General features: G+C 38.0%; 22 protein-coding genes and 3 tRNA genes. 17 read left to right on the top strand and 8 right to left on the bottom strand.

The genetic code is table 11. The features are described from left to right. Positions 1–19 precede the first annotated feature (19 nt). The 3 genes from P256_RS07480 to P256_RS07470 form a co-directional block, all read right to left on the bottom strand. A tRNA-Glu gene (locus P256_RS07480) sits at positions 20–95 on the bottom strand. 133 nt (positions 96–228) lie between these two features. After that, positions 229–1,149, bottom strand: coding sequence for a lipase family protein (locus P256_RS07475; RefSeq protein ID WP_023273081.1), 921 nt, complete (start codon positions 1,147–1,149; stop codon positions 229–231). A gap of 106 nt (positions 1,150–1,255) precedes the next feature. After that, positions 1,256–2,677, bottom strand: coding sequence for an amino acid permease (locus P256_RS07470; protein WP_023273080.1), 1,422 nt, complete (start codon positions 2,675–2,677; stop codon positions 1,256–1,258). 178 nt (positions 2,678–2,855) lie between these two features. Between P256_RS07470 and P256_RS07465 the strand changes: the two genes are divergently transcribed. Both P256_RS07465 and P256_RS07460 read left to right on the top strand, forming a co-directional pair. Further along, on the top strand, positions 2,856–3,770 hold the full coding sequence (locus P256_RS07465; protein ID WP_023273079.1) for a LysO family transporter: 915 nt from the start codon (positions 2,856–2,858) through the stop codon (positions 3,768–3,770). Between the two features lie 50 nt (positions 3,771–3,820). After that, a complete protein-coding gene (locus P256_RS07460) occupies positions 3,821–4,300 on the top strand; it encodes a DIP1984 family protein (protein WP_023273078.1) in 480 nt (159 codons plus the stop codon). A gap of 252 nt (positions 4,301–4,552) precedes the next feature. Here the strand turns inward: P256_RS07460 and P256_RS07455 are convergent. The 4 genes from P256_RS07455 to P256_RS07440 all read right to left on the bottom strand — a co-directional run bounded on the left by P256_RS07455 (position 4,553) and on the right by P256_RS07440 (position 6,709). Continuing rightward, positions 4,553–4,628, bottom strand: a tRNA-Glu gene (locus P256_RS07455). 18 nt (positions 4,629–4,646) lie between these two features. Then, a tRNA-Ala gene (locus tag P256_RS07450) sits at positions 4,647–4,722 on the bottom strand. Between the two features lie 61 nt (positions 4,723–4,783). Next, the gene (gltX, locus tag P256_RS07445) at positions 4,784–6,289 is read right to left on the bottom strand and encodes a glutamate--tRNA ligase (protein ID WP_023273077.1); all 1,506 of its coding nucleotides are present in this window, start codon (positions 6,287–6,289) and stop codon (positions 4,784–4,786) included. 96 nt (positions 6,290–6,385) lie between these two features. Continuing rightward, the gene (locus tag P256_RS07440; RefSeq protein WP_023273076.1) at positions 6,386–6,709 is read right to left on the bottom strand and encodes a hypothetical protein; all 324 of its coding nucleotides are present in this window, start codon (positions 6,707–6,709) and stop codon (positions 6,386–6,388) included. Positions 6,710–7,106: 397 nt separating this feature from the next. On the opposite strand from P256_RS07440, the gene rsmH reads away from it, so the two are divergent. Genes rsmH through P256_RS07405 form a run of 7 tightly spaced genes read left to right on the top strand, consistent with a single transcriptional unit; the run spans position 7,107 to position 15,130 of the window. Continuing rightward, positions 7,107–8,033, top strand: a complete 927-nt coding sequence (gene rsmH / locus P256_RS07435; protein WP_023273075.1) for a 16S rRNA (cytosine(1402)-N(4))-methyltransferase RsmH — start codon at positions 7,107–7,109, stop codon at positions 8,031–8,033. Beyond that, positions 8,030–8,374, top strand: coding sequence for a cell division protein FtsL (ftsL, locus tag P256_RS07430; RefSeq protein WP_023273074.1), 345 nt, complete (start codon positions 8,030–8,032; stop codon positions 8,372–8,374). The genes rsmH and ftsL overlap by 4 nt, the downstream gene beginning before the upstream one ends. Positions 8,375–8,383: 9 nt before the next feature. After that, positions 8,384–10,207, top strand: a complete 1,824-nt coding sequence (gene ftsI, locus P256_RS07425; protein WP_023273073.1) for a penicillin-binding protein PBP3 — start codon at positions 8,384–8,386, stop codon at positions 10,205–10,207. 10 nt (positions 10,208–10,217) lie between these two features. Continuing rightward, positions 10,218–11,720 (top strand): UDP-N-acetylmuramoyl-L-alanyl-D-glutamate--2,6-diaminopimelate ligase, encoded by a 1,503-nt coding sequence (locus P256_RS07420; RefSeq protein ID WP_023273072.1) that lies wholly within the window; start codon positions 10,218–10,220, stop codon positions 11,718–11,720. Continuing rightward, entirely contained in the window at positions 11,720–13,123 is a 1,404-nt protein-coding gene (locus tag P256_RS07415) for a UDP-N-acetylmuramoyl-tripeptide--D-alanyl-D-alanine ligase (protein WP_023273071.1), read from the top strand. The genes P256_RS07420 and P256_RS07415 overlap by 1 nt, the downstream gene beginning before the upstream one ends. Then, positions 13,124–14,242, top strand: a complete 1,119-nt coding sequence (gene mraY, locus P256_RS07410) for a phospho-N-acetylmuramoyl-pentapeptide-transferase (protein ID WP_023273070.1) — start codon at positions 13,124–13,126, stop codon at positions 14,240–14,242. Between the two features lie 48 nt (positions 14,243–14,290). Then, positions 14,291–15,130: a putative RNA methyltransferase gene (locus P256_RS07405; RefSeq protein WP_051353571.1), complete on the top strand. Its 840-nt coding sequence runs from the start codon at positions 14,291–14,293 to the stop codon at positions 15,128–15,130. Between the two features lie 20 nt (positions 15,131–15,150). On the opposite strand, the gene P256_RS07400 is transcribed toward P256_RS07405, so the two are convergent. Next, the gene (locus P256_RS07400; protein WP_023273068.1) at positions 15,151–17,682 is read right to left on the bottom strand and encodes a penicillin-binding protein 1A; all 2,532 of its coding nucleotides are present in this window, start codon (positions 17,680–17,682) and stop codon (positions 15,151–15,153) included. A 165-nt stretch (positions 17,683–17,847) separates the two neighbouring features. Between P256_RS07400 and P256_RS07395 the strand changes: the two genes are divergently transcribed. From P256_RS07395 to P256_RS07360, 8 genes are read left to right on the top strand one after another with little or no spacing between them, the layout of a single operon-like run. Continuing rightward, positions 17,848–18,906 carry a pilus assembly protein PilM gene (locus P256_RS07395; RefSeq protein WP_023273067.1) on the top strand — a complete coding sequence of 353 codons (1,059 nt, stop codon included), beginning with the start codon at positions 17,848–17,850 and terminating at the stop codon, positions 18,904–18,906. Further along, positions 18,906–19,532, top strand: coding sequence for a PilN domain-containing protein (locus tag P256_RS07390; RefSeq protein WP_023273066.1), 627 nt, complete (start codon positions 18,906–18,908; stop codon positions 19,530–19,532). The genes P256_RS07395 and P256_RS07390 overlap by 1 nt, the downstream gene beginning before the upstream one ends. A gap of 3 nt (positions 19,533–19,535) precedes the next feature. Next, the gene (locus P256_RS07385; RefSeq protein WP_023273065.1) at positions 19,536–20,237 is read left to right on the top strand and encodes a type IV pilus inner membrane component PilO; all 702 of its coding nucleotides are present in this window, start codon (positions 19,536–19,538) and stop codon (positions 20,235–20,237) included. Continuing rightward, complete coding sequence (locus P256_RS07380) at positions 20,237–20,758, top strand: pilus assembly protein PilP (RefSeq protein WP_023273064.1); 522 nt, start codon at positions 20,237–20,239, stop codon at positions 20,756–20,758. Before P256_RS07385 ends, P256_RS07380 begins: the two co-directional genes overlap by 1 nt. A gap of 57 nt (positions 20,759–20,815) precedes the next feature. Continuing rightward, positions 20,816–22,927, top strand: a complete 2,112-nt coding sequence (gene pilQ / locus P256_RS07375; RefSeq protein ID WP_023273063.1) for a type IV pilus secretin PilQ — start codon at positions 20,816–20,818, stop codon at positions 22,925–22,927. Positions 22,928–22,963: 36 nt separating this feature from the next. Further along, positions 22,964–23,494, top strand: a complete 531-nt coding sequence (aroK, locus tag P256_RS13385) for a shikimate kinase AroK (RefSeq protein WP_040331948.1) — start codon at positions 22,964–22,966, stop codon at positions 23,492–23,494. A 30-nt stretch (positions 23,495–23,524) separates the two neighbouring features. Next, entirely contained in the window at positions 23,525–24,613 is a 1,089-nt protein-coding gene (aroB, locus tag P256_RS07365) for a 3-dehydroquinate synthase (protein WP_023273061.1), read from the top strand. A gap of 2 nt (positions 24,614–24,615) precedes the next feature. Continuing rightward, positions 24,616–25,344: a hypothetical protein gene (locus tag P256_RS07360; protein ID WP_023273060.1), complete on the top strand. Its 729-nt coding sequence runs from the start codon at positions 24,616–24,618 to the stop codon at positions 25,342–25,344. Positions 25,345–25,613 lie beyond the last annotated feature (269 nt).

Here is a 25,613-nt window from a genome sequence, read left to right as displayed (position 1 = left end):
AGAGTATTCTGAATTTAAGTGGCGTCCCTACGGGGATTCGAACCCCGGTTACCGCCGTGAAAGGGCGATGTCCTAGGCCTCTAGACGATAGGGACACATCAGAAGGTGGGCATATATTAGGTTTAATCTGAGGTTCTGTCAAATACTTTTTTAAGAAAAATGAAATATTTCTATTTCTTTGGTTAAAAAAAGTTCTAAATACTAAGGTAAATAGAAAATATTACATATTTAGAAGTTTACCGTATTTTTTAGATTCTGTTTTAAATAGTTCGTTTGCTCAAAAATAGAACGAATAACATGAGGGTGTTGTAAGTAGCCGATAATTTCATGTGGTTTATCAGCAAAGGTTGTAATGAGATGGTTTTCTACTTTTGGTGAGAGGTTGAAACGAGGTGCAGTCATTGGAAAAGTTGTAAGGTAATCATCACGAGAATAAAAGTTATACCAATCTCCATGTAAGGCTTCAGGGCGTTGAATGGGTGAAACAATATGTCGTTGTACCACATTAAAAGGAAGCGGAGATGCGAGTGTAATGAATCTTTCTATGGGGTAGTCTTTAGAAAGTTCATGTAAAACATTATAGGCAATGACTGTGCCTAATGAGTGTGCGACAACAATGTGTTTTTCACCCTTTTCAAAACAAGAAATAATACGCGCATGAATTTCTTTCTTAAACGTAGTGTCGTACCAATATAGATATGCTTCAGAAATGAATTTTTGAACAAGGGACTCATGTAAATTGGGGAAGTGATTTAAGAGAATAACCATTTCTTTGAGTACATGGTCTTTTGCCAGTTGTGATAGTAAAAAAAACTTACGTTTCAATGAGTATTTTTGTGATTCATCGTAATGTGGCAAGAGTGGTATTTCGAGTGCCTTTTGAATTTTTTCTTTATTACGCTCTTTTAATTTTGGAAGTTTTTCAAAAAATGCCCAATTGGGATTCATGGTATTCAAATGAACAGCATTTTTCATTTTTCGTGTTGTGAGAATGTCGCCGTAAAAAGGGAATTCCAGATTGATGTCTTTAGATGTAATGTCTAGATTATTTTTTTCTAAACCAATATTAAAGACATCTGACCAATGATGTTCAAAGGATTGGGCATCAAAGTTTTGTTGATTAATACCGTGAATAAAAATAATCTTCATATTTATGAGGAACGCATTATTATATCTATGAATTCTTAGTATAAATGGATAAAAAAAAAGTGTAGCGAATGGCTACACTTTTATAATAAAAGACGACTGTCCCTTATTAGTTTGTTTTATTACGGTATAAAAAGAAATGGCTTATATAGCAGAGTGTGATGAAACCAAGGCAACTATAAAAACCCGGTAACATTTGTGGGTCTACAGCCATACTAATACAAGTAATCACACAGAAAATAAAACCAAGAATAGGAGTAATTGGGAACAGTGGTGCAGCAAATTTTAACTCTTCTTTGGTATGCCCAGATTTATACCATTGACGGCGAAAATTAAATTGGCATACACAAATAGCTGTCCATACAATAACCATTGTAAATGCAGCTACACCAAGCAAATTCTTGAAAATAGTTTCAGGTGCAAACTGTTCTGATAGTAAGCCCGGCACAGCACCAAACATAGTTACAATAATTGCAATAATTGGCGTCCCTGATTTTGTAAGCTTTGCAAATACTGTAGGCAGTTGTTTCTTTTCAGAGAGCGACCACATCATACGTGAAGCTGCATAAAGCCCTGAGTTTGCTGCGGACAGTAACGCTGTAATAATCACAAAACGGATAATATCTTCAGCATATGGAATACCGATATATTTAAATACAGTCACAAAAGGACTACTACTGACAGAATTGCTGCTTAGTCCAGCTTGCTCATAAGGGAGTAATGCACTAATAACAATAATAGTACCTACAAAGAAAATAAGTAGACGCCAAATTGAGGCATTAATTGCTTTTGGAACATTCTTCGCTGGGTTTTCTGTTTCTCCAGCAGCAACGCCAATAAGTTCTGTTCCTGAAAAGGCAAAGTTCACAATAAGCATAGTTGCAAAAATTGGGAACACACCTTTAGGGAACCAACCATGTGACACCAAGTTATTAAATAAAGGTGCAGAAGGTTGGCTGTTGTAATGAATAATTCCAAATATTGCAAGTAATCCAAGTAGGATAAAGCCAATAACAGTAACAACTTTGACTAAAGCAAGCCAAAACTCAGACTCTGCAAACATGCGTGTAGAGCTAATATTGAGTGTAAATACAATGGCTGCAAAAATAAGTGTCCAAATCCACATGGATACGTGTGGAAACCATTCTTGCATTAAAAGTGCGGCGGCAGTAAATTCTGTACCAAGTGTTGCAGTCCAAGTGAGCCAATATACCCAAGTAATCATATAACCTGTAGCAGGTCCAATGTATCTTGTAGAATATTCTCCAAAAGAGCCTGAAACAGGCATGTGTACGGCAAGTTCGCCTAAACATAGCATGACAAGATAAGCAATCAAGCCACCTAGAAAATAAGAAATAATGGCACCTACAGGCCCCGTTTGTGCAATGACTTCACCCGAACCTAAAAATAGGCCTGTGCCGATGGCACCACCTAGTGAGAGCATCACCAAGTGTCGGGTACTCATAGCGCGTTTGAGAGGCGCAGAATTGCCCTGATCCAATGGATCATTCGGAGATTGAGATGACGGCATGTATACACAGATTAATCAAAAAAGGAAGCGAGTTATTGTAGAGAAAAGCTACAAATGTGCAATAGTATTCTAAATAGGCAAAATATGGATGTTGTGGTGGGTCTACTTCAAAGAGGAGCGCATATACTTTTGAATGGTTGTGCTATATTTACACAATAGACTAAATCAATAAATATATATGCTCGCTGTTCTTATTTCATCGCTTCTACCTTTGTTTATTTTTCTTGCTTTAGGGTGGGGAAGCGCTCGTATTTGGACGATGTCTCTCAAGCAAAAACTTGTAAAAAGTATTGGTTATGTGGTGTGGGTCTTATTAATTACGGTCGGTTATGAGTTTGGCATTGTTTTAGCTGATCCGTCTATTGGCATAAAAGTATGTGTAGATGCCTTCTTGTACGCTTCTATACTTTCTATTGTGACATTCATACTTCTATATTTTCAGTTTTTTCAGAACAAATCATCAGTATTAGAAAAGCAAAAATCAGTAAAGCAATTTAAAGATATTCTGTCACCGATTAAAGAGTGTATTTGTGCCATTTCAATGGTAGTGATTGGAGTATTACTGTATCAATATATGCCGAATATTCTTTCGCATATTCCACTTACAACTTACTTACTTTATGTTGTAGTTTTTTTGATTGGTATAGATTTAGCTTCGGTAAAATTAGAAAAAATAACGTTCCAACATATTTATGTGCCATGTATGTCTTTGGTTGCTTTGTTTGTCGCTTCAGGCATCGCATGCACTTTATTAAGTTATAATTTTATGACCTTAATGATGGCAGGTAGTGGATTAGGTTGGTTTAGCCTGTCAGGTTCTTTGGTTGCAAAATTAAGTACAAATGAGCTTGGTAGTTTTACCTTACTTACAGATTTAATAAGAGAACTATATGCCATTATTCTTCTATATTTATTTGGGCAATATCGTTCGCAAGCAGTAATCGGGGTCTGTGGCGCAACAGCAATGGACTCAACATTACCCTTTGTGAAAAAGAACTGCAATGATATAGATGTGCAAATAGCAATATTTAGTGGCTTTGTTTTGACAATTGCTGCTCCTTTTCTCATTACTTTTTTTGCTTCTATGCGTTAACTCTTAGTGTAAGTTGTAATGACAATATTAAATATAAAATTAGGTGAAATATGAAACTGGCAGAAGCATTGCTTATTCGCAGTGATCAACAAAAAAAGATTGCTTCACTTAAACAGCGTATAAACAACAATGTATTGGTTCAGGAGGGAGATATACCTTCAGAAGATCCTAATCAGCTGTTACAAGAGGTTTTTCTATTGGCAGCAGAGCATCAAAAAATGATATATCGTATCCATTTAACCAATGCACGAACAGTTCTAAAAAATGGAAAAACACTTTTAGCACAGTTAACACAGCGAGATGCTTTGGTAGAAAGGCATAAAATTTTAATTGCTGCGATTGAACAGACTCATCGTGAGCCTAATCGTTATAGCTCAAGAGAGATTAAATGGAATAAAGTCATTCAGGTCTCTAGCTTTCAGAAGCAAGCAGATGATACTGCAGCAAAAATTCGTGATTTAAACATACAGATTCAAGCACAAAACTGGCAAGTTGATTTGATGGATGATATTTCAGAGGAATGGGTATAAACTGAAGTTGCTGGATATATTGGGCGAGTGCAAGATCCTATACTGCATCAATACGGGATTGAAAATAATGTATAGTGCCTCATGACGCGAAGGGGCAAGCGATAAGCGAACAAATTAGCCCAGAACTTGTTACCTTTTAAACCTTTGTGAAAGCAAGGTCACTTTTGACTTAGAACAACCATGTACTGACAATATATTCAGCAACCCAATAAAAAAAGCCTAACATAATTGATGCTAGGCTTTTTTGGAATTTGGCGTCCCTACGGGGATTCGAACCCCGGTTACCGCCGTGAAAGGGCGATGTCCTAGGCCTCTAGACGATAGGGACATATAAACAACGAGAGACTGGTGGAGTCAAGCAGGATCGAACTGCTGACCTCTACAATGCCATTGTAGCGCTCTACCAACTGAGCTATAACCCCAGCTGTGTTGTGAGCGCTATACTATGAATAACGCTCACTAAGGTCAAGTAAAATATGTATATTATGAATCAGTTGGGTTGTTTTTAGCCAACTCTAGTGATTCATTTAATTTTTCCCACACTTTTAACTCTTTTTTACTTGGTTTGCCGACAATTTCAAGTGCATGACGTAATCGAGCATAAGTTAAATCTGGCCCAATAGTTACCATAGCTTGCATGATCGGGGTTGCACTTGTTGAGCCTGCAATTGCAATAAAGAATGTTGGCATAAAGTCACGGAGCTTGATGTCCATCTGATTTGCTAAATCCATTAAGATTTGGCTAACGGTATCATTGTTCCATGTAAAGGTTTTTTCTAAACGCCAAATTGCAAACTGTAGGCTTTGGCGCACCTGTTCAGGTGTTAACTTTTTATGCTCAAACATTTCTGCTGTCAGTGTTGGCATATGGTTAAAATAGAATGCCGACCAATTCACTGCTTCTGAAAGAAGACTAATACGTGGTTGAATTGCTGCTGCAATATCTTCAAGTTTTTTACTGTCATTTTGCCATTGAAGAATACGGCCTAATAATTCAGTTGGTGTAAGTGATTTGATCCATTGACCATTTAACCAATTAAGCTTTTCTACGTCAAAGATTGGGCCGCCGAGTGAAACACGTTTGACATCGAAATTTGCTTTCATTTCATCAAGTGTAAATACTTCGCGCTCATCAGGCATTGACCAGCCCATACGTGCCAAATAGTTGAGTAGTGCTTCAGGTAGAACGCCAATATCTTTATAGTAATTAATTGAAGTTGGATTTTTACGTTTTGAAAGTTTTGATTTGTCTGGATTACGCAATAAAGGCATGTGACAAAGAATAGGCATCTCCCAACCAAAATACTGATAAAGCAATTGGTGCTTAGGAGCAGAAGGCAGCCATTCTTCACCACGCAATACATGGGTAATTTCCATGAGATGGTCATCAACAACGTTTGCAAGGTGGTATGTTGGTAAACCATCAGTTTTGAGTAGAATTTGCATATCTACTTGTGCCCAAGGAATCTCAACTTCACCACGTAACAAGTCATTGAACTGACAAGTACCTTCCTCAGGAACTTTCATACGAATAACGTGGGGTTCACCTGCTGCAAGGCGACGAGAAACTTCTTCATTTGAAAGTTTAAGTCCACGACCATCGTACTTTGGTGTTTCACCACGTGCTTGTTGTTCTGCACGCATCTGATCGAGTTCTTCTGCTGTGGCGAAACAATAAAAAGCATGTCCTTTTTCTACAAGTTCTAATGCATAGTTCTTATAGATATCCATACGTTCAGATTGGCGGTATGGTGCATGTGGGCCACCAACATCAGGGCCTTCGCTCCATTCGATACCAAGCCAACGTAGTGAATCTAAAATCATTTTTTCAGATTCAGGTGTTGAACGTTGTTGGTCTGTATCTTCTATACGGAGAATAAATTCGCCGCCATGTTGTTTAGCAAAGCATAAATTGAATAGGGCGATATATGCAGTTCCAACATGTGGAAAGCCAGTCGGTGACGGAGCAATACGAGTACGAACAGTCATAGTTACTTTAATTCAAATAAAAACCATTATAACGCCAAGTGTAACGTGAAAAATACAGGTGGCAATCTATGAATTTAACTTTGAATGAGGTTTTTCTTATGAGTCGTGTGAAAATAGACTTTGTATAAAACGGGAGAAACGGTCATGTTGAGCAGCAAAAAAGTTTTGCGTAGGTTGGACATGAATCGTAGTTAAAATTTTTATATCATCTGAATTAGAACTGAGCTGATCGACAGCTTGTCTTTGTTTATTTAGCGTTTGCTCAATTAAAGATGTTGCTGATTTTTCTGAAAGACTTTGTTTAATGATGAGAGGCTGAGCCACTTTTGCGGTATGCACATTTTCTATTGCATTGGCATACAATGATGTTGTACTTGTTCCAATACATAGGCTTAGTAAAACCAAGCTGAAAATGCCCATTGATATACTCCCAAAAAATATTTTAAAAAGTGACTTTTTAGACCCGTTGTTGTAACTGTATCGTGATCATGTGTTGTACTATAGCTGAAATAAATTAAATGAGATTCATTTTTATTTTACAATATGTATACAGGCATCAGAATTATATTCACAGTTGCTATGTGTAAAGTTATAAATAATACATGTATATGATACTGAATATTCATATTTCATAGCATTGGTGACTTTATATATTGTACTTATGCTTTTTAAGTCCCTTTTTGTATAAAAAATAGATAAAAGCATTGAAAAGTCATGAATTAGGTTAATATTTTTCTACAAAAAGTTATTTGGTACTTGTAGTAAAGCCATAGATAATGTGCAATTACATTTTTAAATCATTTGATGCTTGTTTTTTATGTCACATATTTCTGTACTGCTTAATGAAACTATAGATGCGCTTCTTGCTGATCGTCGTACAGGGGTATATGTAGATGCGACGTTTGGTCGGGGTGGTCATACAAGGCTTTTACTTTCTAAGTTAGATGAAAATAGCCGTGTTTATGCTTTTGATAAAGACCCACAAGCTCTTGCAGTTGCTGCTGAACTCGAAAAAGAAGATTCAAGATTTAAAATTATTCATGCAAGTTTTGCCGATATACAAGCAGAATTAAATGCCATTGGTATTGAGCATGTTGATGGCATTATGGCAGATTTAGGCGTTTCCTCACCACAGCTTGATGAAGCTGAACGTGGCTTTAGCTTTATGCATAATGGCCCGCTTGATATGCGAATGGATAACTCTAAAGGTCAGACTGCAAGAGAATGGCTATTAGATGTGGATGAAGAAGTTTTAGCGAATACCATCTACAAATATGGTGAAGAGCGTTATAGCCGTCGTATTGCTCGTGCAATTAAAGAGGCAGGAGATATTGCAACGACTGCAGAGCTTGCTGAAATTGTCAAAAAAGCACACCCAAAGTGGGAAAAAAAGAAACACCCTGCAACAAGAGCATTTCAAGGCATCCGTATTGCCATTAATAAAGAATTAGAAGATATTGAAACCTTTTTACCCCAAGCAGTCGATTTAATTGGGCCTAAAGGTCGCCTAGCTGTGATAAGCTTTCACTCACTTGAAGATAGAATGATTAAACAGTTTATTCAGCAAGAGTCGACATTGCCTGAAGATAGTGGCTGGGGAATGCCGCAAAAACAAGAAGACACACGAAGATTAAAGAAAATTGCACGTGTTTGTGCAAGCCCTGAAGAAGTGAAAAGCAATCCAAGATCTAGAAGTGCATGGCTTCGTGTCGCAGAAGGATTGGTGAAAAAAGGCAACAGATGAAAGCAGAAGAACTAGAAGTAATAGAAAATCAAGCCTCTCGGTTTACCGTCTCGCATAAGAAAATTATTGCATACTTCTTTCTTGTACTTCTGATTTTCATAAGTGCAACGATGGTAGTTTTTGAAGTGTTTGAATATAGGCATGACTATAGACAAATGACGACGTATTTACGAGAGGAAGATGATTTGAATGCAGAGTGGGGGAGGTTGCTGATTGAGCAGCAAACCTTCGGCTCAACCTCTCAAATTGGAACACGTGCAGTGACCCAGTTGAGAATGTTTTCTCCACCTACCGCAGATACTGTTGTAATTTCTTTACCTTCGTTGGAGCAAAAAAAATAAGGTTGCTCTATGGCTGAAAAACAAATGAAGCAAACACGTAAACTTAAGCGTTCAATTACAGAAAAACCAACTGCTGCATTTGACCAATGGCGCTTTTATTTAATTTGGGGCATGATTTTAGTCTGCTTCATTGCGCTGGTTTGTCGTGCATTTTACGTACAAATTATTAATAAAGACTTTTTGCAAAATAAAGCCAATGCATTGATTCAGCGAGATCAAACTGTAGAGCCAATGCGTGGTGTCATTAGTGATCGTAATGGTATTCCTTTGGCAATTAGCTCGCCAATCATGAAAATTATTATGGATCCAAAAGATTATTTTGATAATAAAAAACTCTATGAGGCAATGACTGCACCATCGGTCGATGGTAAAAGACGTAAACCAAAACAAAAGCTACCAGATAAAGACTTTAATTTGGATGAGCTTGCAGATGCGGTAGGTATGGATCGTGCAACATTAAAGGCACGTATGAACGCCCATCCAAACTCGCGTTATTTGGTATTAAAAACTGAAGTACCACCACCTGAAGCTGACGTTATTTTACAGCGTAATTTCCAAGGCATATATACAGAAAAATCATATAAGCGTTATTATCCACAGCCACAACCGAATGCTCAGATTATTGGTTTAACCAATAATGATGGTAAGGGGGTTGAAGGCTTAGAAATGAAGCTGAATACTCAGTTAACTGGTGAACCTGGTCTACAGACGAATATTCGAGACAAATTTGGTAACCGTGTGCGCGATCCAGATATTATTCGACCTGTTCAAAATGGTGAAGATTTTACTCTAAGTATTGATTCTCGTATTCAATATTTGATGTATAGGGAGTTAACAGCAGCAGGTGTCGCAAATAATGCACGTTCAGCGACAGCGATTGCAGTCGATGTGAAAACGGGTGAGATTTTAGCACTGGCAAGTTGGCCTTCATATAACCCGAATGATAAAGATGACTTAAACAATAAAGATGCGATGCGTAACCGTGGCGCAATTGATATGTTTGAACCGGGTTCAACCATGAAGCCATTTACCATTGCTGCAGCGCTTGAAAGTGGAAAATATACACCAAACTCAATTATTGATACGCATCCGGGTTCTATGCGTATTGGTTGGCATACAATTCGTGATACACACGATCATGGTGTACTTACACTTGCGGGCGTTATTATTAAGTCATCCAACGTAGGTGCAGCAAAAATTGCCCTTTCTTTACCACCAACCACGTTACCAACTACTTTTAGACGTTTTGGCTTTGGCTCGAAATCTGCTGTGCATTTTCCAGGTGAAAGTGCGGGTCTAATTTTGCCTCAAAAATATTTAAATGTCTCTGAAATTGGCACCATGGCATATGGTTATGGCTTAAACGCAACAGTATTACAGCTTGCGCAAGGCTATGCCATGCTAGCTAATCATGGTAAAGAAATGCCGTTGTCTTTATATAAGTTAGACCAACCTGCTGAAGGGAAACAGGTACTTGAGCCTAAAATTGCCAATGAAATTGTTGGTATGTTGGAACAAGTAACACAGCCGGGAGGAACAGCTCCTCAAGCACAGATTCCGGGCTATCGAGTCGGCGGTAAAACAGGTACAGCGCATAAGTTGAATCCAGACCGTAAGGGATACTCTAAAACACAGTATCGTGCACTATTTGCAGGTATTGCTCCAATTAGCAATCCACGTATAGCAATGGTAGTTGTGGTAGAGAATCCGCAAGGTGCTTACTATGGTGGCTTGGTTGCTGCACCTGTCTTTTCAAGAATTATGCAAGAGTCTTTACGCTTGCTGAATGTACCTTTAGATAAACCATTACAATCTACAAATGTTCGGCGATAAGTGAGTTTTTATGTCTATTACTTTGCAAGAAATTTATCCCGTTGAAATACAAGCGTCTTGGGTAAACCAACCTTTTGAGGGCTTCTGTTTAGATAGTCGGTATATTCGTTCAGGGCAAATTTTTATTGCATTGAATAGCTATAGTCAGCCTGAAAAAACACTTGATTTTGCACAAGCTGCATTAGAGAAAGGTGCTTTAGGTGTGATTTCTGAACAAGCACTAAATATTGAAAATAATATTGTTTGTTCGGATGTTCGCCACTTAATGGGTGCATGGCAAAAGCAATATTTAGAGAGTAAAAAGCCTGTTGAAACAGCAAGAATTTTGGCTGTGACAGGTACAAATGGTAAAACCACAATTGCACGTTTAATGGCAGAGTTACTCACTTTGCAACATAAGCGTTGTGCAGTAATGGGTACAGCAGGAAATGGTATTTTACCTCATCTTGTTGCATCGTCTCATACCACGTTAGATGCACTTAGTTTACAAAATGAGCTTTATCATTATGCAGAGCAAGAGGCACAGTTCGTTGCTTTGGAGGCAAGTTCGCATGGGCTAGTGCAAGGGCGCTTGAGTGGTTCGAATATAGAGGTTGCTGTTTATAGTAACCTGAGTCGAGATCATTTAGATTTTCATGGCACGTTAGATGTCTATGCGGCAGCAAAGGCACAGCTTTTTCAGTTTCAAACACTCAAAACAGCCGTCATTAATTTAGATGATGCATATGCATCAGTCATGCAAGAGGCTGCGAAAAACAACCCAAGCCAACCTCGTATATTAACGTATTCAATGAAAGATCATACGGCAGATTTTTATGTGTCGGAAATTTCATTTAGTTTAGATGGTGCAGAATTTACTTTGCATACAGCCGATGATGTATACCGCGTCAAGAGCCCTTTGCTTGGTCATTTTAATATTGAAAATTTGGTTGCAAGTTTAATCGCCGTTGCAACGCTGGGTGAACCTCTTCAAGATTTAATTGAACAGTGTTCTTTACTCGAAGGTGCACCCGGAAGAATGCAAGTGATTCGTGATGATGAGCGCATTTTTGTGGTTGATTATGCCCATACGCCTGATGCACTAATTCAAGTTCTTGGAAGTTTAAAACGTCACGTCAATCATCAGCTATGGGCTATTTTTGGCTGTGGTGGTGATAGAGATTGTGGTAAACGCATTCTTATGACACAAGCTGCCATAAATGGGGCAGATCTTGTTGTTTTAACATCGGATAATCCACGTACAGAAGACCCCACACAAATTTTTGCTGATATGAAGCAAGGCTTAACGTTATCTGAAGTTTTAAAAGAAATTGATGATCGAAGAGAAGCCATAAAATATGCAGTGAAGCATGCACAAGCAGGTGACATTGTAGTGATTGCAGGCAAAGGGCATGAAAATTATCAAGAAGTGAATGGTGTAAGACATTGGTTTGATGATGTCGTTGAAGTTAAATCTGCGATTCAGGCACAGCATGCACAGCCGAATGCATATTTGGCAGGAGATCATCACTAATGCATACGTCAACAACAAGTTTAGGGCATCTTACACCGTGGTCAGCAAATGACTTGCAACAGGCAACAGGCGGACATTGGTATCAAGATAAAAAACCATCAGAATTATTGAAACGTGTACTGACTGACTCTCGTCATGCAGAGCAAGGAGATATATTTCTTGCGTTAAAAGGTGAACGTTTTGATGGTCATACTTTTGTTTCTCAAGTTGCATCACATGGTTGTACGGTTGTTATCGTTTCTGAGCCTGTCGCTGAAGTAGACAATATTTTTCAATTGATAGTTTCAGATACGCGTATAGCACTTGGTCATTTGGGTGCATTTCGCCGTCAATCTTGTAAAAACTTGCAGGTTATTGCACTGACAGGAAGTAGTGGTAAAACAACAACAAAAGAAATGCTAAGTAGCATTTTAAATGGTGTTGCACCGACACTTGTGACACGTGGTAATTTAAATAATGACTTGGGTGTGCCCATGATGTTGTTGGAGTTGTTGCCTGAACACCGTTATGCAGTGATGGAGCTTGGTGCAAACCATCAAGGTGAAATTGATTATACGTCTAATTTAGTACGTCCTGATGTCGCAGGTATATTAAATATTGGTACAGCTCATTTGGGTGAGTTTGGTGGGCGCGAAGGAATTTGTACAGCAAAATCTGAAATATATAATCACTTATCTGAAACTGGCATTGCAGTTGTACCTGCAAAAGATGACTTTACGGTAAATATTTTAAACACGACCCAACACCTTGAAACGCTCAGTTTTGGTCTGGGAGGAGATGTTTTTGCCACAGATATTCAGTTGGAAGCGCAGCAGTCAATATTTTGTCTGCATACACCTGAGGGTACAGCAGATGTATGTTTGCCATTTGCAGGTGAGCACAACATATCAAATGCATTGGCCGCTGCCGCTTTTTCAATTGCACTCAAAATTCCTCTCACGCAAATTGTAAAAGGTTTACAACATGCTGTCGGTGCAAAAGGACGTTTAAACTTTATTCAACATCATCAATACACGTTTATTGATGACACATATAATGCGAATCCAAGCTCAATGCTTGCAGCAGCAGATGTATTATTGAAACAAAATGGCCTAAAAGTCATGGTAATTGGTGACATTGGGGAGTTAGGTGCAGAAGCAGAGCGGGAACATATTGCTTTAGGACAGAAACTTGCTGAAAAAGAAATCGATTATATTGTGGCAGTAGGTCAGTATTCAAAAGCGATTAAGTCGGGTGCTCAGGCATCGGATAAAATAATAAATTTTGAGACGCAGGCACACGCGTTGCCTGCTTTAATTCACATGATTGAAAAACATCAACCTCAGTCTATGAACTTCTTGTTTAAAGGTTCTCGCTTTACCCATATGGAGACGTTGATGGCTGACTTGATGGAGAAGCTTTAAATGCTGTTATGGTTGTTTAAACAATTGGCAGGGTTTGATACATCCTTCCTTGTTGTTCGGTATCTGACATTACGTGCATTGCTTAGTGTAATCACGTCACTGTTAATTGGTTTGGGTTTAGGCCCAGTTATGATTCGCAAATTACGTGCTTTAAAGTATGGTCAAGCGGTAAGTAGTTATGCCCCTGAGGGTCATGCGCAAAAAATGGGTACGCCAACCATGGGTGGTGTACTTATTTTAATGTCTATTGGCATTAGCACATTACTTTGGGCAGACTTATCTAACCCTTATGTATGGATCGTACTTGGGGTTATGGTGATTTTTGGTGCAGTTGGTTGGGCAGATGACTGGATTAAAATTCGCTACAAGGACAATGCAGGTTTACCTGCACGAAAGAAGTTTTTTTGGACTTCTGTAGGTTCACTCGGTGCAGGTATTGCGTTGTATTGGATTGCAAATTCGCAAGGTAATCCGATCGTTACTCATAACATGCTAGACCTCCTTGTGCCTTTCTTTAAGAATATTAGTATTCCATTGTCAGCCATTCCATTCGGTTTAGCATTTCTAGCATTTACTTATCTTGTCATTAATGGTGCATCGAACGCCGTGAACTTAACAGATGGTTTAGATGGCTTGGCCATTATGCCTGTTGTTCTTGTTGCTGCTGGACTAGGTGTATTCTCTTATCTTTCTGGTGATATTCGTTTTGCAAGTTACTTACATATTCCATATGTGAAATATACCTCAGAGCTTGTCGTGATTTGCTCTGCCATGGTGGGTGCGGGTCTAGCTTTCTTATGGTATAACGCACATCCTGCACAAATCTTTATGGGTGATGTTGGTGCATTGGCACTTGGTGCCATGTTAGGCACAATTGCAGTCATGGTAAGACAAGAAATTGTCTTTGCAATTATGGGCGGTGTTTTTGTGATGGAAGCAATTTCTGTTTTCTTACAAATTGGCTCACTCCGAATGCGTAATAAGCGTGTTTTTCTCATGGCACCTTTACATCATCATTATGAGAAAAAAGGCTGGAAAGAAACTCAGGTTGTAATTCGCTTTTGGATTATTACGATTTTCTTAGTAGTTTTAGGTCTAATGACGTTAAAATTGCGATAAGCTAAAGAAGAAACAAAAAAGCTGGCGATTGACCAGCTTTTTTTTATGATGGAGTCTGAACAAGTGGAAGCAGTTGCTCAACCTTATTTAATGTGTCCTGTTTGCCGCGAGGCACTCCTTTTACAGGTAAAAACTTGGCAATGTGCCCAAAAGCATAGTTTTGATGTTGCGAAACAAGGTTATGTGAATTTACATGTTGTTCAGCACAAGCATAGTAAAACACCAGGCGATACACCTGGGTCTGTGACTGCAAGACGTGCTTTTTTATCGGAAGGTTATTACTCACCTTTAAAAGAAGCAATTACAGCATGTGTAGACAAATATTCGGTAAAATACTTACTTGATATTGGTTGCGGTGAGGGGTATTACACCAGTGCAATGCAAGCATCTACAGATGTTTGTGTGGGTGTGGATATTTCAAAAAGTGCTGTACAGAGAGCTGCGAAAACCAATACAAATGTGACATGGATTGTGGGAACAGGGGCAGTTTTACCTGTACTTGATGCCTCTATGGATATGTGCACCACCGTGTTTAGTCCAATTCCTACATCTGAGATATTAAGGGTTTTAAAGCCTGAAGGATATTGTTTGGTTGCAGTTGCCGCACCAGAGCATTTATATACCGTGAGAGAGGCATTGTTTGGGGAAGTCAATTTACATGACCCTGAGAAAATAGAAAAACAGCTTCAAAATGAATTTGATCTTGTGGCGCAGCAGCGTATAGATGCACCTTTGACTTTAGATCAAGCGGCACTAAAAAACTTGGTTGCGATGACACCATATGCGTATAAGGCAAAATTAGAACGCCGTGAACAATTGGAGTCTCGGCAGTCTTTTGAGGCAACTGCAAGTTTTCAGTTATATATATTTAAAAAGAAAGCCGTTTAATTAAAACGGCTTTCTTTATTTTATTGAACTTGGTTAATCAGTTGCTCTAGATCATCTTTCTTTGGAGGTGAAGCTGTTTTTTCTTTATTAGCCGCATTGTTACTTTCGTTATCATCTGGAATAAGCCCTGAATCTTCAGGTAGTCCGCCAAAGTCTTTATTGCTGATATTCGTTTTAGGTGGCGGTGCTGGTCTATATATTGGATGGGCCATAGGTGGTGATGCGCGATCTTCACTTTGGGCTAAACGTTGCTGTGGTGTAATGTGCAAGTCAGGGTCTGTGGCATTTTTATCAAATGTCACCCAAGAATAAGGTGTACCATTGAGTGCATTTTTCATGAAATTTGCCCAAATAGGAAGTGCTGCAACACCACCGTATTCTCTTTTACCTAATGTAGTTGGTTGGTCAAATCCAACCCAAGTTATGGTGACAAGTTTTCCATTAAAGCCCGAGAACCAAGCATCACGAGCATCATTGGTTGTCCCTGTTTTACCACCCAAATCTTCACGTCCAACAGAAAGTGCAGCACGACCCGTACCAATTTGAATTACATCATGGAGTATATTTGCCATGTCATAAGCAGAGCTAGATTTGATAATTCGCTGTGCTTGACGGTAGTCACTTTTGTTTTGATCTGCTTCTTTGAGCTTAGGTGCTGCTGTATTTTTATCATGTGTTAAGAATGCTTCATCATCAGGAGTACTTGAAACTTGTCCTGATTTCTTTGCTGTATCTTCATTTATACATGGAATACATGCATAGTCTGGGTTAGCTCGGTATAACGTTTTTCCGTAAGCATCATCAACATGGTCGATAAAGAAAGGTTCTACACGGTAGCCACCATTTGCAAAAGCTGCATAACCTGTTGCCATTTGAATAGGCAGCACCTGTGGCGTTCCAAGCGCAATGGTATAGTTACGCGGAATTTGATTTTCTTGTAAACCAAAATCCATGAGTAGTTGGCGAGCACGTTCAATGCCTACACTTTGTAGTAAACGTACAGAAACCGTATTCCTAGATAAATAAAGTGCTGTCCTTAATGGGATCATACCTAAAAAGCGACCGTCAGCATTTTTAGGTGACCATTTCCCAATAGTAATTGGGTCATCATCAACCATTGTATTTGGTGTCATACCACGTTCAAGCGCTAAAGCATAAATAAAAGGTTTAATGGTTGACCCTGGCTGTCTCCAACCTTGTAGTGCTCTGTTAAAGGTAGATTGATAGTAGCTATAGCCCCCAACCATTGCTTCAACCGCACCATTGTTTGGATTAATGGCAATAAGTTGACCTTGTACTTTAGGAATTTGAACAAGAGACCAAGCGGTTTGAGCTGTATTTGGGCGTAAGCGTACAATATCATTCACTTTTACAATTTGTGATGCTTTCGTTGGAGCAGGGCCAACACTATTGGCATTATGATAGGGTTTTGCCCAAACCATACCCTCCCAAGGGATTGTTACTTTTTTACCATCTTTAAGTTCTGCGACAAATGTAGTTTGGTTAACCTCAAGTACTTTGGCTGGGTAGGCATTGGCATAAGTGGAAAATTGGCTTAAAGGCTGATCATGCGCTTCAGCACCACGCCAACCATGGCGACGATCATATTCTTCTAAACCATCTTGTACGGCTTCTTCAGCATAAGCCTGACGTTTACTATTGATTGTGGTATAAATTTTAAACCCGGCATCTACAGCTTGAGGGCCAAATTTATCTACGATTTCGGAACGAACCAATTCCCCAATATATGGAAATTGAGTGGTTACACCGCGATCAGGCATATCTAGATTTAATGGTTCTGCAACAGCAATCTGATATTCATGCTGATTGATATAGCCGAGTTGCAACATTCTTCCAAGAATCCAGTTTCTACGCTCAAGTGCACGCTCTGGATTTGCAACAGGATTATATTTAGAAGGGGCTTTAGGTAATCCTGCAATCATTGCCATTTGGGCAAGACTAAGCTGGGTTAGATTTTTATTGTAATAAATCTTTGCAGCAGCAGCGATACCATAAGCATTTTTACCAAGGAAGATTTTATTCACATAAAGTGATAGAATTTCTTCTTTGCTTAAATTTTGTTCTAGCTTTCGAGCAAGGAATACTTCTGTGAGTTTTCTCTTAAGTGTTCTTTCAGGGCTAAGGTAGTAGTTTTTTGCAACTTGCATCGTAATCGTTGAGCCGCCTGTTTGGACATCTGAGCCAGAGATACTTTCACTGACTGCACGTCCAAGGCCTTTTAAACTGATACCACTATGCTCAAAAAATGAAGAGTCTTCAGCTGCTAAAAAAGCATGAATAAATTGAGGGGGAATTTGTTTATATTCAACGGGTACTGAAAGTCGACCACCATACTCACCAATAAGTTGGTTATCGGAGGTATAGATTTGGATAGGCTTAAGCAACGGTGCTTTTTTAATGCTACTCATATCAGGAAGAGAAGGGGCAATGTAGAGATACATGCCATAAAATCCGACTGGAATTGCCAAAATTATGATAAGAATCAGCAAGAAAAGTGGGTATGTTCGACCTGAGAAATATGGGTTTTTCATAATATATATTAATTTTGATATATGAATTGGGTAGCAAAATGAAAGTATAGCTTAGAATATTCGCATGAAAAGTACTATATACGTTATTATATTGGTTATGTTACAAACAGAACTTTGCGTTGTAGCGTTTTTTATAAAAAGTAGATTGGGATTGGGATAGTTATTGTGCTTAGGTTAAATCGTAAACCGAAAAAGGGGTTAATAGGAGTTGATATTAGTTCAACTTCTGTGAAAATTTTGGAGCTTTCTGTAAAAAGTGGGCGCTATGAAGTGCTCTCTTATGCGATTGAGCCTCTTCCTGAAGGGGCTGTAGTCGAAAAAAATATTGTAAATCCTGAGGCTGTATCGGAAGCAATCGAAAGTGCGATTGCACAAGGTAATCCAAAATCTGATGAAACGGCATTTGCTGTACCGACAGCAAGCGTCATTTCAAAAGTGATTGAAATGGATTTGGACATGAATGATGATGAGCGTGAAGTTCAGATTCGTTTAGATGCAGAGCAATATATTCCATTTCCACTAGATGAGGTGAGCTTAGATTTTGAGGTGGTTTCAGTTGTTCCAAATAAACAAAATAAAGTAAATGTTTTATTGGTCGCGACACGAACGGAAAATGTTGACGCACGAAATGAAGCACTTATTTATGCAGGTCTTTCGCCTAAAGTTGCTGATGTTGAGAGTCTTGCGGTTGAGAGATCCTTCTCAATTTTCTCAAATACATTACCTATTGCTGCAAAGGTTGTAGCATTATTTGATATTGGTCATTCAATGATGACATTATCAATATTGGATCAGGGCAAAATTGTTTATACACGTGAACATAGTTTTGGTGGTAAGCAGCTTACATTAGATATTCAAAACCGTTATGGACTGTCTTATGCCGAGGCTGGACGTGCTAAAAAAGACAATAGTTTGCCGGAAGACTATGAGCATGAAGTGTTACATCCATTTATGGATGCATTAGCACAGCAAGCAACACGCTCATTACAATTATTTTTCTCAGCATCTCGATATGATGAAATTGACCATGTTCTATTGGCTGGCGGTACAGCAAATTTAGAAGGCTTAGCAAAATTTTTACAAAGTACACTTAGCTATCGTGTCACTGTTGCCGATCCATTCTTACAAATGACTTTTTCTCCACAAGTAAATATTAAAAAAATAAAGCAAGATGCACCATCTTTAATGGTTGTTTGTGGTACAGCGCTAAGGAGTTTTGACTAATGTCTAAAATTAACCTATTGCCTTGGCGTGATGAGCTTCGTGAAACAAGAAAAAAAGCTTTTGTTTTTATCTCAGTACTTGCGGCTTTAATTGGTATTGTGATTACAGCATTGGCATGGTTTTATTTTAATCAAAGGTTAAATGACCAAACGCAAGCAAACCAAATTGTGACCACGAGTAACCAAGAGTTAGACCAAAAACTGAAATCTTTAGATGGGTTGCAAGAGCGTAGAAAAGAGATTGTTGACAGAATGCATTTAATTCAGAATCTACAATCACAGCGCCCTGTTGTTGTTCGTCTATTAGATGAACTGCCACGAGTGATACCTAAAAATGTATTTTTGACCAAATTTACACGTAATGGCGACAGTTTTACATTCGAAGGTCGTGCTGAAAGTCCAAATGCTGTTGCTGAAATGATGCGATTGATGTCAGCTTCCCCTTGGTATCGTAATGTATTTATGAGTTCATTTTTAGCAAATGATAATAAAGGTACAGCAAATATGCCAAGCTCTGTTGTGCCACGTGATGAAGATAAGTATGGAACTTTTATAGTCACGGCAGACCTTGGTGAAAAAGCAAATGATTTAAATGCATTAACGAATATTGAGCAAAGAGGGGAGTAAGCAATGAGTCAAAATGATGATTTACATGATTTTTCAGCACAGCTCCCAAAGCAAAAAATGACCTTGAAAAAGTTTACACAACAGTTTAACTCGTTAGATCCAAACAACTACGGTAGTTGGCCTATTTTGGTGAAAGCGACGTGTTGGGTATTTATTGTCTTTATAATTTGTGCTGTTGGCTATTTTGCAATTATTAGTAGTGTAATAGAGCAAATTTCAGCTGCCAAATCTCAAGAAGAAAGCTTGTTGAATGAGTACCGTCAAAAAGAATCAACGTTACGAAACTTAGAGCGTTATCAACTTCAGTTGAAAACCATGCAAGATAGCTTTAATGAACAATTACAGCAATTACCAAAAGAGTCTGAAATACCTGGTCTAGTCGAAGATATTAATGTAACGGGGGTAGAGTCTGGATTAAAGTTTAAAAATATTCATTTAGACCCTGAAGTACGCCAAAACTTTTTCTTAGAACAGCCTATTTCTATTGAAGCAACAGGTGACTTTCATGCCTTTGGACAGTTCGCAAGTGATATTGCTTTATTGCCTCGAATTGTAACGCTACATAATTTCTCAATTACTGCACAGTCGAATAGTAATAAAAGATCTGAAATTCCAGAGTTAACTTATATTATTAATGCAAAGACATATCGTTACTTGGGTGGTGAAGATTCAACACAATCTAACACAAAGAAAGGGGCACATTAATGCGTTATCAATTAACTTGTCTAGCTTGTGTATTGCTACTCTCAGGGTGTGATTCAAGAGTAGAGGAAGTAAATGGGCAAATGGCTCAGATTAAAAATCAACCACCACTTCCTGTTGAAAAAGCACCAGTATTTGAAACGACACCTTCATTTCAATATAGTGCACAAAATATTCGTAGTCCATTTTTACCGAGTTCTCTTTATACTGAGCTGAAAGTAATGGCTGGTAAACGTGTTTATCCAAATTTTTCACGTGCACCACAGCCGCTTGAAGCTTATCCACTTGAATCTTTAATGATGAAAGGCACACTACGTGGAGCAAATGGGCAAGATGTAGCACTGATTCAAGCACCAGATTCACAGATTTATCGTGTGCAAACAGGAAACTATATGGGGTTAAATCAAGGTCGCGTTGTGAAAATATCTCCAACAAAACTTGATTTATTAGAAGTTGTTTCTGATGGTAATGGTGGATATGTTGAAAGGCCACGAGCACTTATTTTATTGGGCCAAACGTCTTAATTTTTTGGGGATAATAATGACAATTGTAATTCAATACTTTTTGGGGATGACCACAGCATGAACTCTATCTCTCGTCGATTTCTTTTAAGTGCAACTGTTGTTGCAATAATGCAAACTGCACAAGCTGGTGTAGCTGTGACAGGCATTGTTCCAATGCAAGTAGCAAATCAGGGCACTGAAATTCGTATTATGTTTAATGGATTACCACCGCAACCTAAAGCATATCAGGTACAACAGTCTTCTCAGCTTATACTCGATTTTCCTGAGACAACAAATACCACAACTCAGAGTCAAATTCCTTTTTCAAATGATCAAGTGAGTGCAATTAATGTTTCATCTGATAATGCACGAACTCGTTTGAGCATTGACTTAAAGCAAAATAGTAAATTCTCAACGCGTGTTGAAGGAAATACTTACATATTAAGAGTATTACCAACAACATCACCTGTACAGCAGGTATCAACACCTCAAGCAGTATTACCATCTGCTGCGCAAGGTATTTCTAATATTGGTTTCCAACGTAATGATAAAGGTGATGGACAGATTATTGTTGATTTGTCTAACCCTAAAATACCTGTAGATATTCAACAGCGTAATAATAAAATTATTGCACGATTTACTGGTAATAAAGTTCCACTGTATTTAGCAAGACGTTTAAATGTGAATGATTTTGCAACACCTGTATCGATTGTTGATAGTTTTAATGATGGAAATAATGGTGTTATTGAAATACAAGCAAATGATAGCTTTGATTACATGGCGTATCAGGCAGATAACAAGCTTACAATTAATGTAAGTAAAAAGTTAGATCCTACGCAGCGTGCAATGCAAGCAACGAAATATAGTGGTAAAAAAATATCTCTAGATTTCCAAGATATCGAAATTAGACGTGTACTTCAGCTCCTTGCTGATTTCTCAGGGGAAAATATTGTTGCAGCAGATAATGTTCAGGGTAATATTACATTACACTTGAAAGATGTTCCTGCAGATCAGGCACTTGCACTTATTTTACAGACTAAAAACTTAGATCAGCGTCGTACAGGCAATGTTATTTGGATTGCTCCTACCAGTGATATGATCAAGCGAGATGAAGACCAAGCAAAGCTATATGCACAGTCGATTAAACTTGCACCTTTACAAACTGAATATATTCAGTTGAATTATGCCAAGGCATCAGATATTCAAAAACTTATTTCTGCAACAAAGAAAAGTGGTGGAGAAAGTAAAGATGCATTAAGTGGTAGCGATGATAATAGTGGAGGCTCATTACTTAGCCCACGTGGAACAATTTCTGTAGATGATCGTACAAATACGATTATTATTAATGATACAGCAACCAAAATAACGCAAATTCAGCAGTTACTTAAACAGTTAGATATTCCTGTTAAGCAAGTTATGGTAGAAGCGCGTATTGTGAGAGCTTCGACGGATTTTTCTAAATCAATTGGGGTGAAATGGGGTGTTGCTGGTCGTAGTGGTTCTGTAACAGATGGTACAAATACACGTAGTACAGGAACGCTTATTGGTAGTTCAATTGCTAATGTTAGTAGTTTAAGGACTTCAAGTACGGTTTCAAATAATTTGAATGTTGATTTGGGCTCAACGCTGAGTAATTCTCCTAGCATTGCATTTGGTTTATTAAATACTGCTGATTCACTATTAAACTTGGAACTATCCGCTTTACAGTCAGATGGTCTTGGTGAAGTACTTTCTACACCGAAAGTCATGACAGGTGATAAACAAGAAGCAATTATTAAATCTGGTGCAAAAATTCCTTATGCTACAACAAGTGGTAATAGTGGCACCACAACTACATTCCAAGACGCTGTACTTGAGTTAAAAGTGACACCAAGTATTACACCTGATGGTAAAGTTCAAATGAAATTAAATATTTCAAAAGATACTTTAGGTTTACTTACAGATGCAGGTTATGCAATTGATACCAATACTTTACAAACCAATGTATTGGTAAACAATGGTGAAACGGTGGTGCTCGGTGGTTTATATGAAAACTCTACTTCTAACAATGTAAGTAAAGTACCTTTACTTGGAGATATTCCTGGTTTGGGTAACTTATTTAAGAATAGAACCCGTACAGAGCAAAAAAGAGAGCTATTGATTTTTATTACACCAAGAATTGTTAATGACACTTTTTCAAGAAATCATTAATATAAGCTTAATTGATGTAATGAAATAGGTGGCTCCTTGCCAAAAAAAGCAATAACTACCCTACCAAATATATATTTGGTAGGGCCCATGGGGGCTGGGAAAACAACTGTGGGTCGTCATTTGGCTGAAATTCTCGGGAGAGAGTTTATAGACAGTGACCATGAAATAGAAAGAAAAACAGGTGCCTCCATTCCTTGGATTTTTGACAAAGAAGGCGAAAATGGTTTTCGTCAGCGTGAAACATGCGTATTAAAAGAATTAACAAAACGTAAGCAGATTGTACTTGCGACAGGTGGTGGTGCAGTAACGCAGCTGATTAATAGAAATGTATTGAAGCAACGCGGAATTGTTATTTATCTATTTGCACCTGTAGAAATTCAACTACAGCGAACCTATAGAGACAAAAACCGTCCATTATTGCAAGTTGAAAACCCTGAACAAAAATTACAGGATCTTCTTTCTATACGAGATCCTTTATATAGGGAAGTTGCACACTTTGTTGTGGATACACACAGTGGCGCTGCGCGAGATTTAGCATATCAAATTCTTGATGATATTCTAAAATAATTTATCTAACTTTTGCACTGGTTGAAATTTATGCAAACATTACATGTTGAACTTGGCGATCGCCGTTATCCTATTTTCATTGGGAGCCATTTAGATATTCAACATTTGTTAAAGCCTTATATTCAAGGTAAGCAAGTGATGATTGTAACAAATGATACGGTTGCACCTTTATATCTAGAAACTTATAAAAAAGCTTTAACTGCCTTAGATAAAGTGACAGCGCAGTGCATTTTACGTGATGGTGAGAAATTTAAAAATATTGAAAATCTAAACTTAATTTTTGATGCTTTATTGGCATCAGGGTTTAATCGTGACTGTACAGTGCTTGCATTGGGCGGTGGTGTTATTGGTGATATGGCTGGTTTTGCTGCGGCAAGTTTTCAGCGAGGTGTAAACTTTATACAGGTTCCAACAACACTGCTATCTCAAGTTGACTCAAGTGTGGGTGGAAAGACGGGCATTAACCATCCGCTTGGTAAAAATATGATAGGTGCATTTAAACAACCATCTGTTGTTTTTGCTGATATGAATCAACTATCAACTTTGCCACCACGTGAGCTTTCTGCTGGTCTTTCTGAAATTATTAAGTATGCACTGTTGGGCGATATTGAGTTTCTAGCATGGCTTGAAGGCAATATGCCAAAACTTGTGGCGGGTGATGAGCAGGCTTTGGCAGAAGCGGTATACCGTTCTTGTGCGCATAAAGCACGTATTGTGGCAAATGATGAGCATGAAAAAGGTGAAAGAGCACTGTTAAATCTAGGGCATACTTTTGGTCATGCAATTGAGTCTTATCTCGGCTATGGTACATGGCTGCATGGTGAAGCTGTTGCTGTAGGTATGGTTATGGCTGCTGAACTGTCACATTTAATGGGGTGGATTTCAACTGAAGACCTAGCACGTGTTAAGCATATTATTCAGCAAGCAAACCTACCTATTTATTGCCCTGAAATACCATTAGATGAGTTTCTCTCTTATATGTCACATGATAAAAAAGTACTTGATGGTAAAATTAGACTTATTCTGATGAAAAAATTGGGTCATGCAGTCATTACTGAAGAATTTAATGTAGATTATATGAAACAGGCCATTCTGAATAATCAAAAAAAAGGTGAATAATAATGTCTCAGCAGCAAAAACAACAATCTCAGTTTTTACCATGGGTATCATTAATCGTTGGTATTGGTTGTTTATTTGCTGCTTTATTTTTAAGTTTAACCACAAAAGCGCTTCCCAATACAGAAAAAGACATTGAGCAAGAAGACGTACATCCACAATTTCAAGCTGAAAGGGTTTCAGCAATGACCAATTTGGGCGTACTTGACGATGATGTGAAGCCTTTGCAACAGACAACACGAGCAATTAGCTCAGGCACGCATGAGGCTGAATTTAGAGGGACAAAGTTTATTCAAAGAAACCCTTATGGCTTTACGCTTGAAATACTTACGGTAGGAAAGGAAGAAGTTATTCGGGACTTTCTAAAGCAGAGAGCTGATAGAGATAAATTTATTTATTTCAGGCTATCTAATGAGAATCAACCTGATCAATATGTCTTAGATTATGGTTTATATCCTAATGAGCCTCAGGCAGATCGAGGGTTACAAAACTTGAATCTTGGGTTACCAAAATCTTTACATCCTGTTGTAAAGCCTTTGTCGAGTTATTCACGTCAAGTGAATGATATGGGAACAGATGAATTGTCTTCTGATAGTAAGTTATATGAAATAAATTTAACAAATGCACCAGTACCAAGAACAACGAGTTTACCAAATCCTATTCAAACAACTACAGATGTATTAGATCGTACAATTGAGCCTGCGGTATCTACACCTAAAGTAACAATAAACTAATTTAAATCTTAATTGTGCACTATATTGATACATAATTTACGCAACTTTATCGCTTAAAATTCATTATGGTGCAAAAAAATAGGTCATAGATTTCTTAAAATTAAAAAAATGAGATTTTTACTTGCTTTATTTTTTTCATTAATTTGGCACTTATTTTGCATATATTGGTGCATAGATTGCACTATTATTCTTTGTTTTAGCGCAAATCTTATCAAACTAAGTAACTTTAGACTCTTTAGTGCATTAAAAGTGTGCATATAAAGAGGCAG

It is taken from the genome of Acinetobacter nectaris CIP 110549 (assembly GCF_000488215.1).
GTDB classification, from domain to species: Bacteria; Pseudomonadota; Gammaproteobacteria; order Pseudomonadales; family Moraxellaceae; genus Acinetobacter; species Acinetobacter nectaris.
Note: the sequence above shows the minus strand (reverse complement) of the source record. Positions and strands in the feature narration are given on the sequence as shown.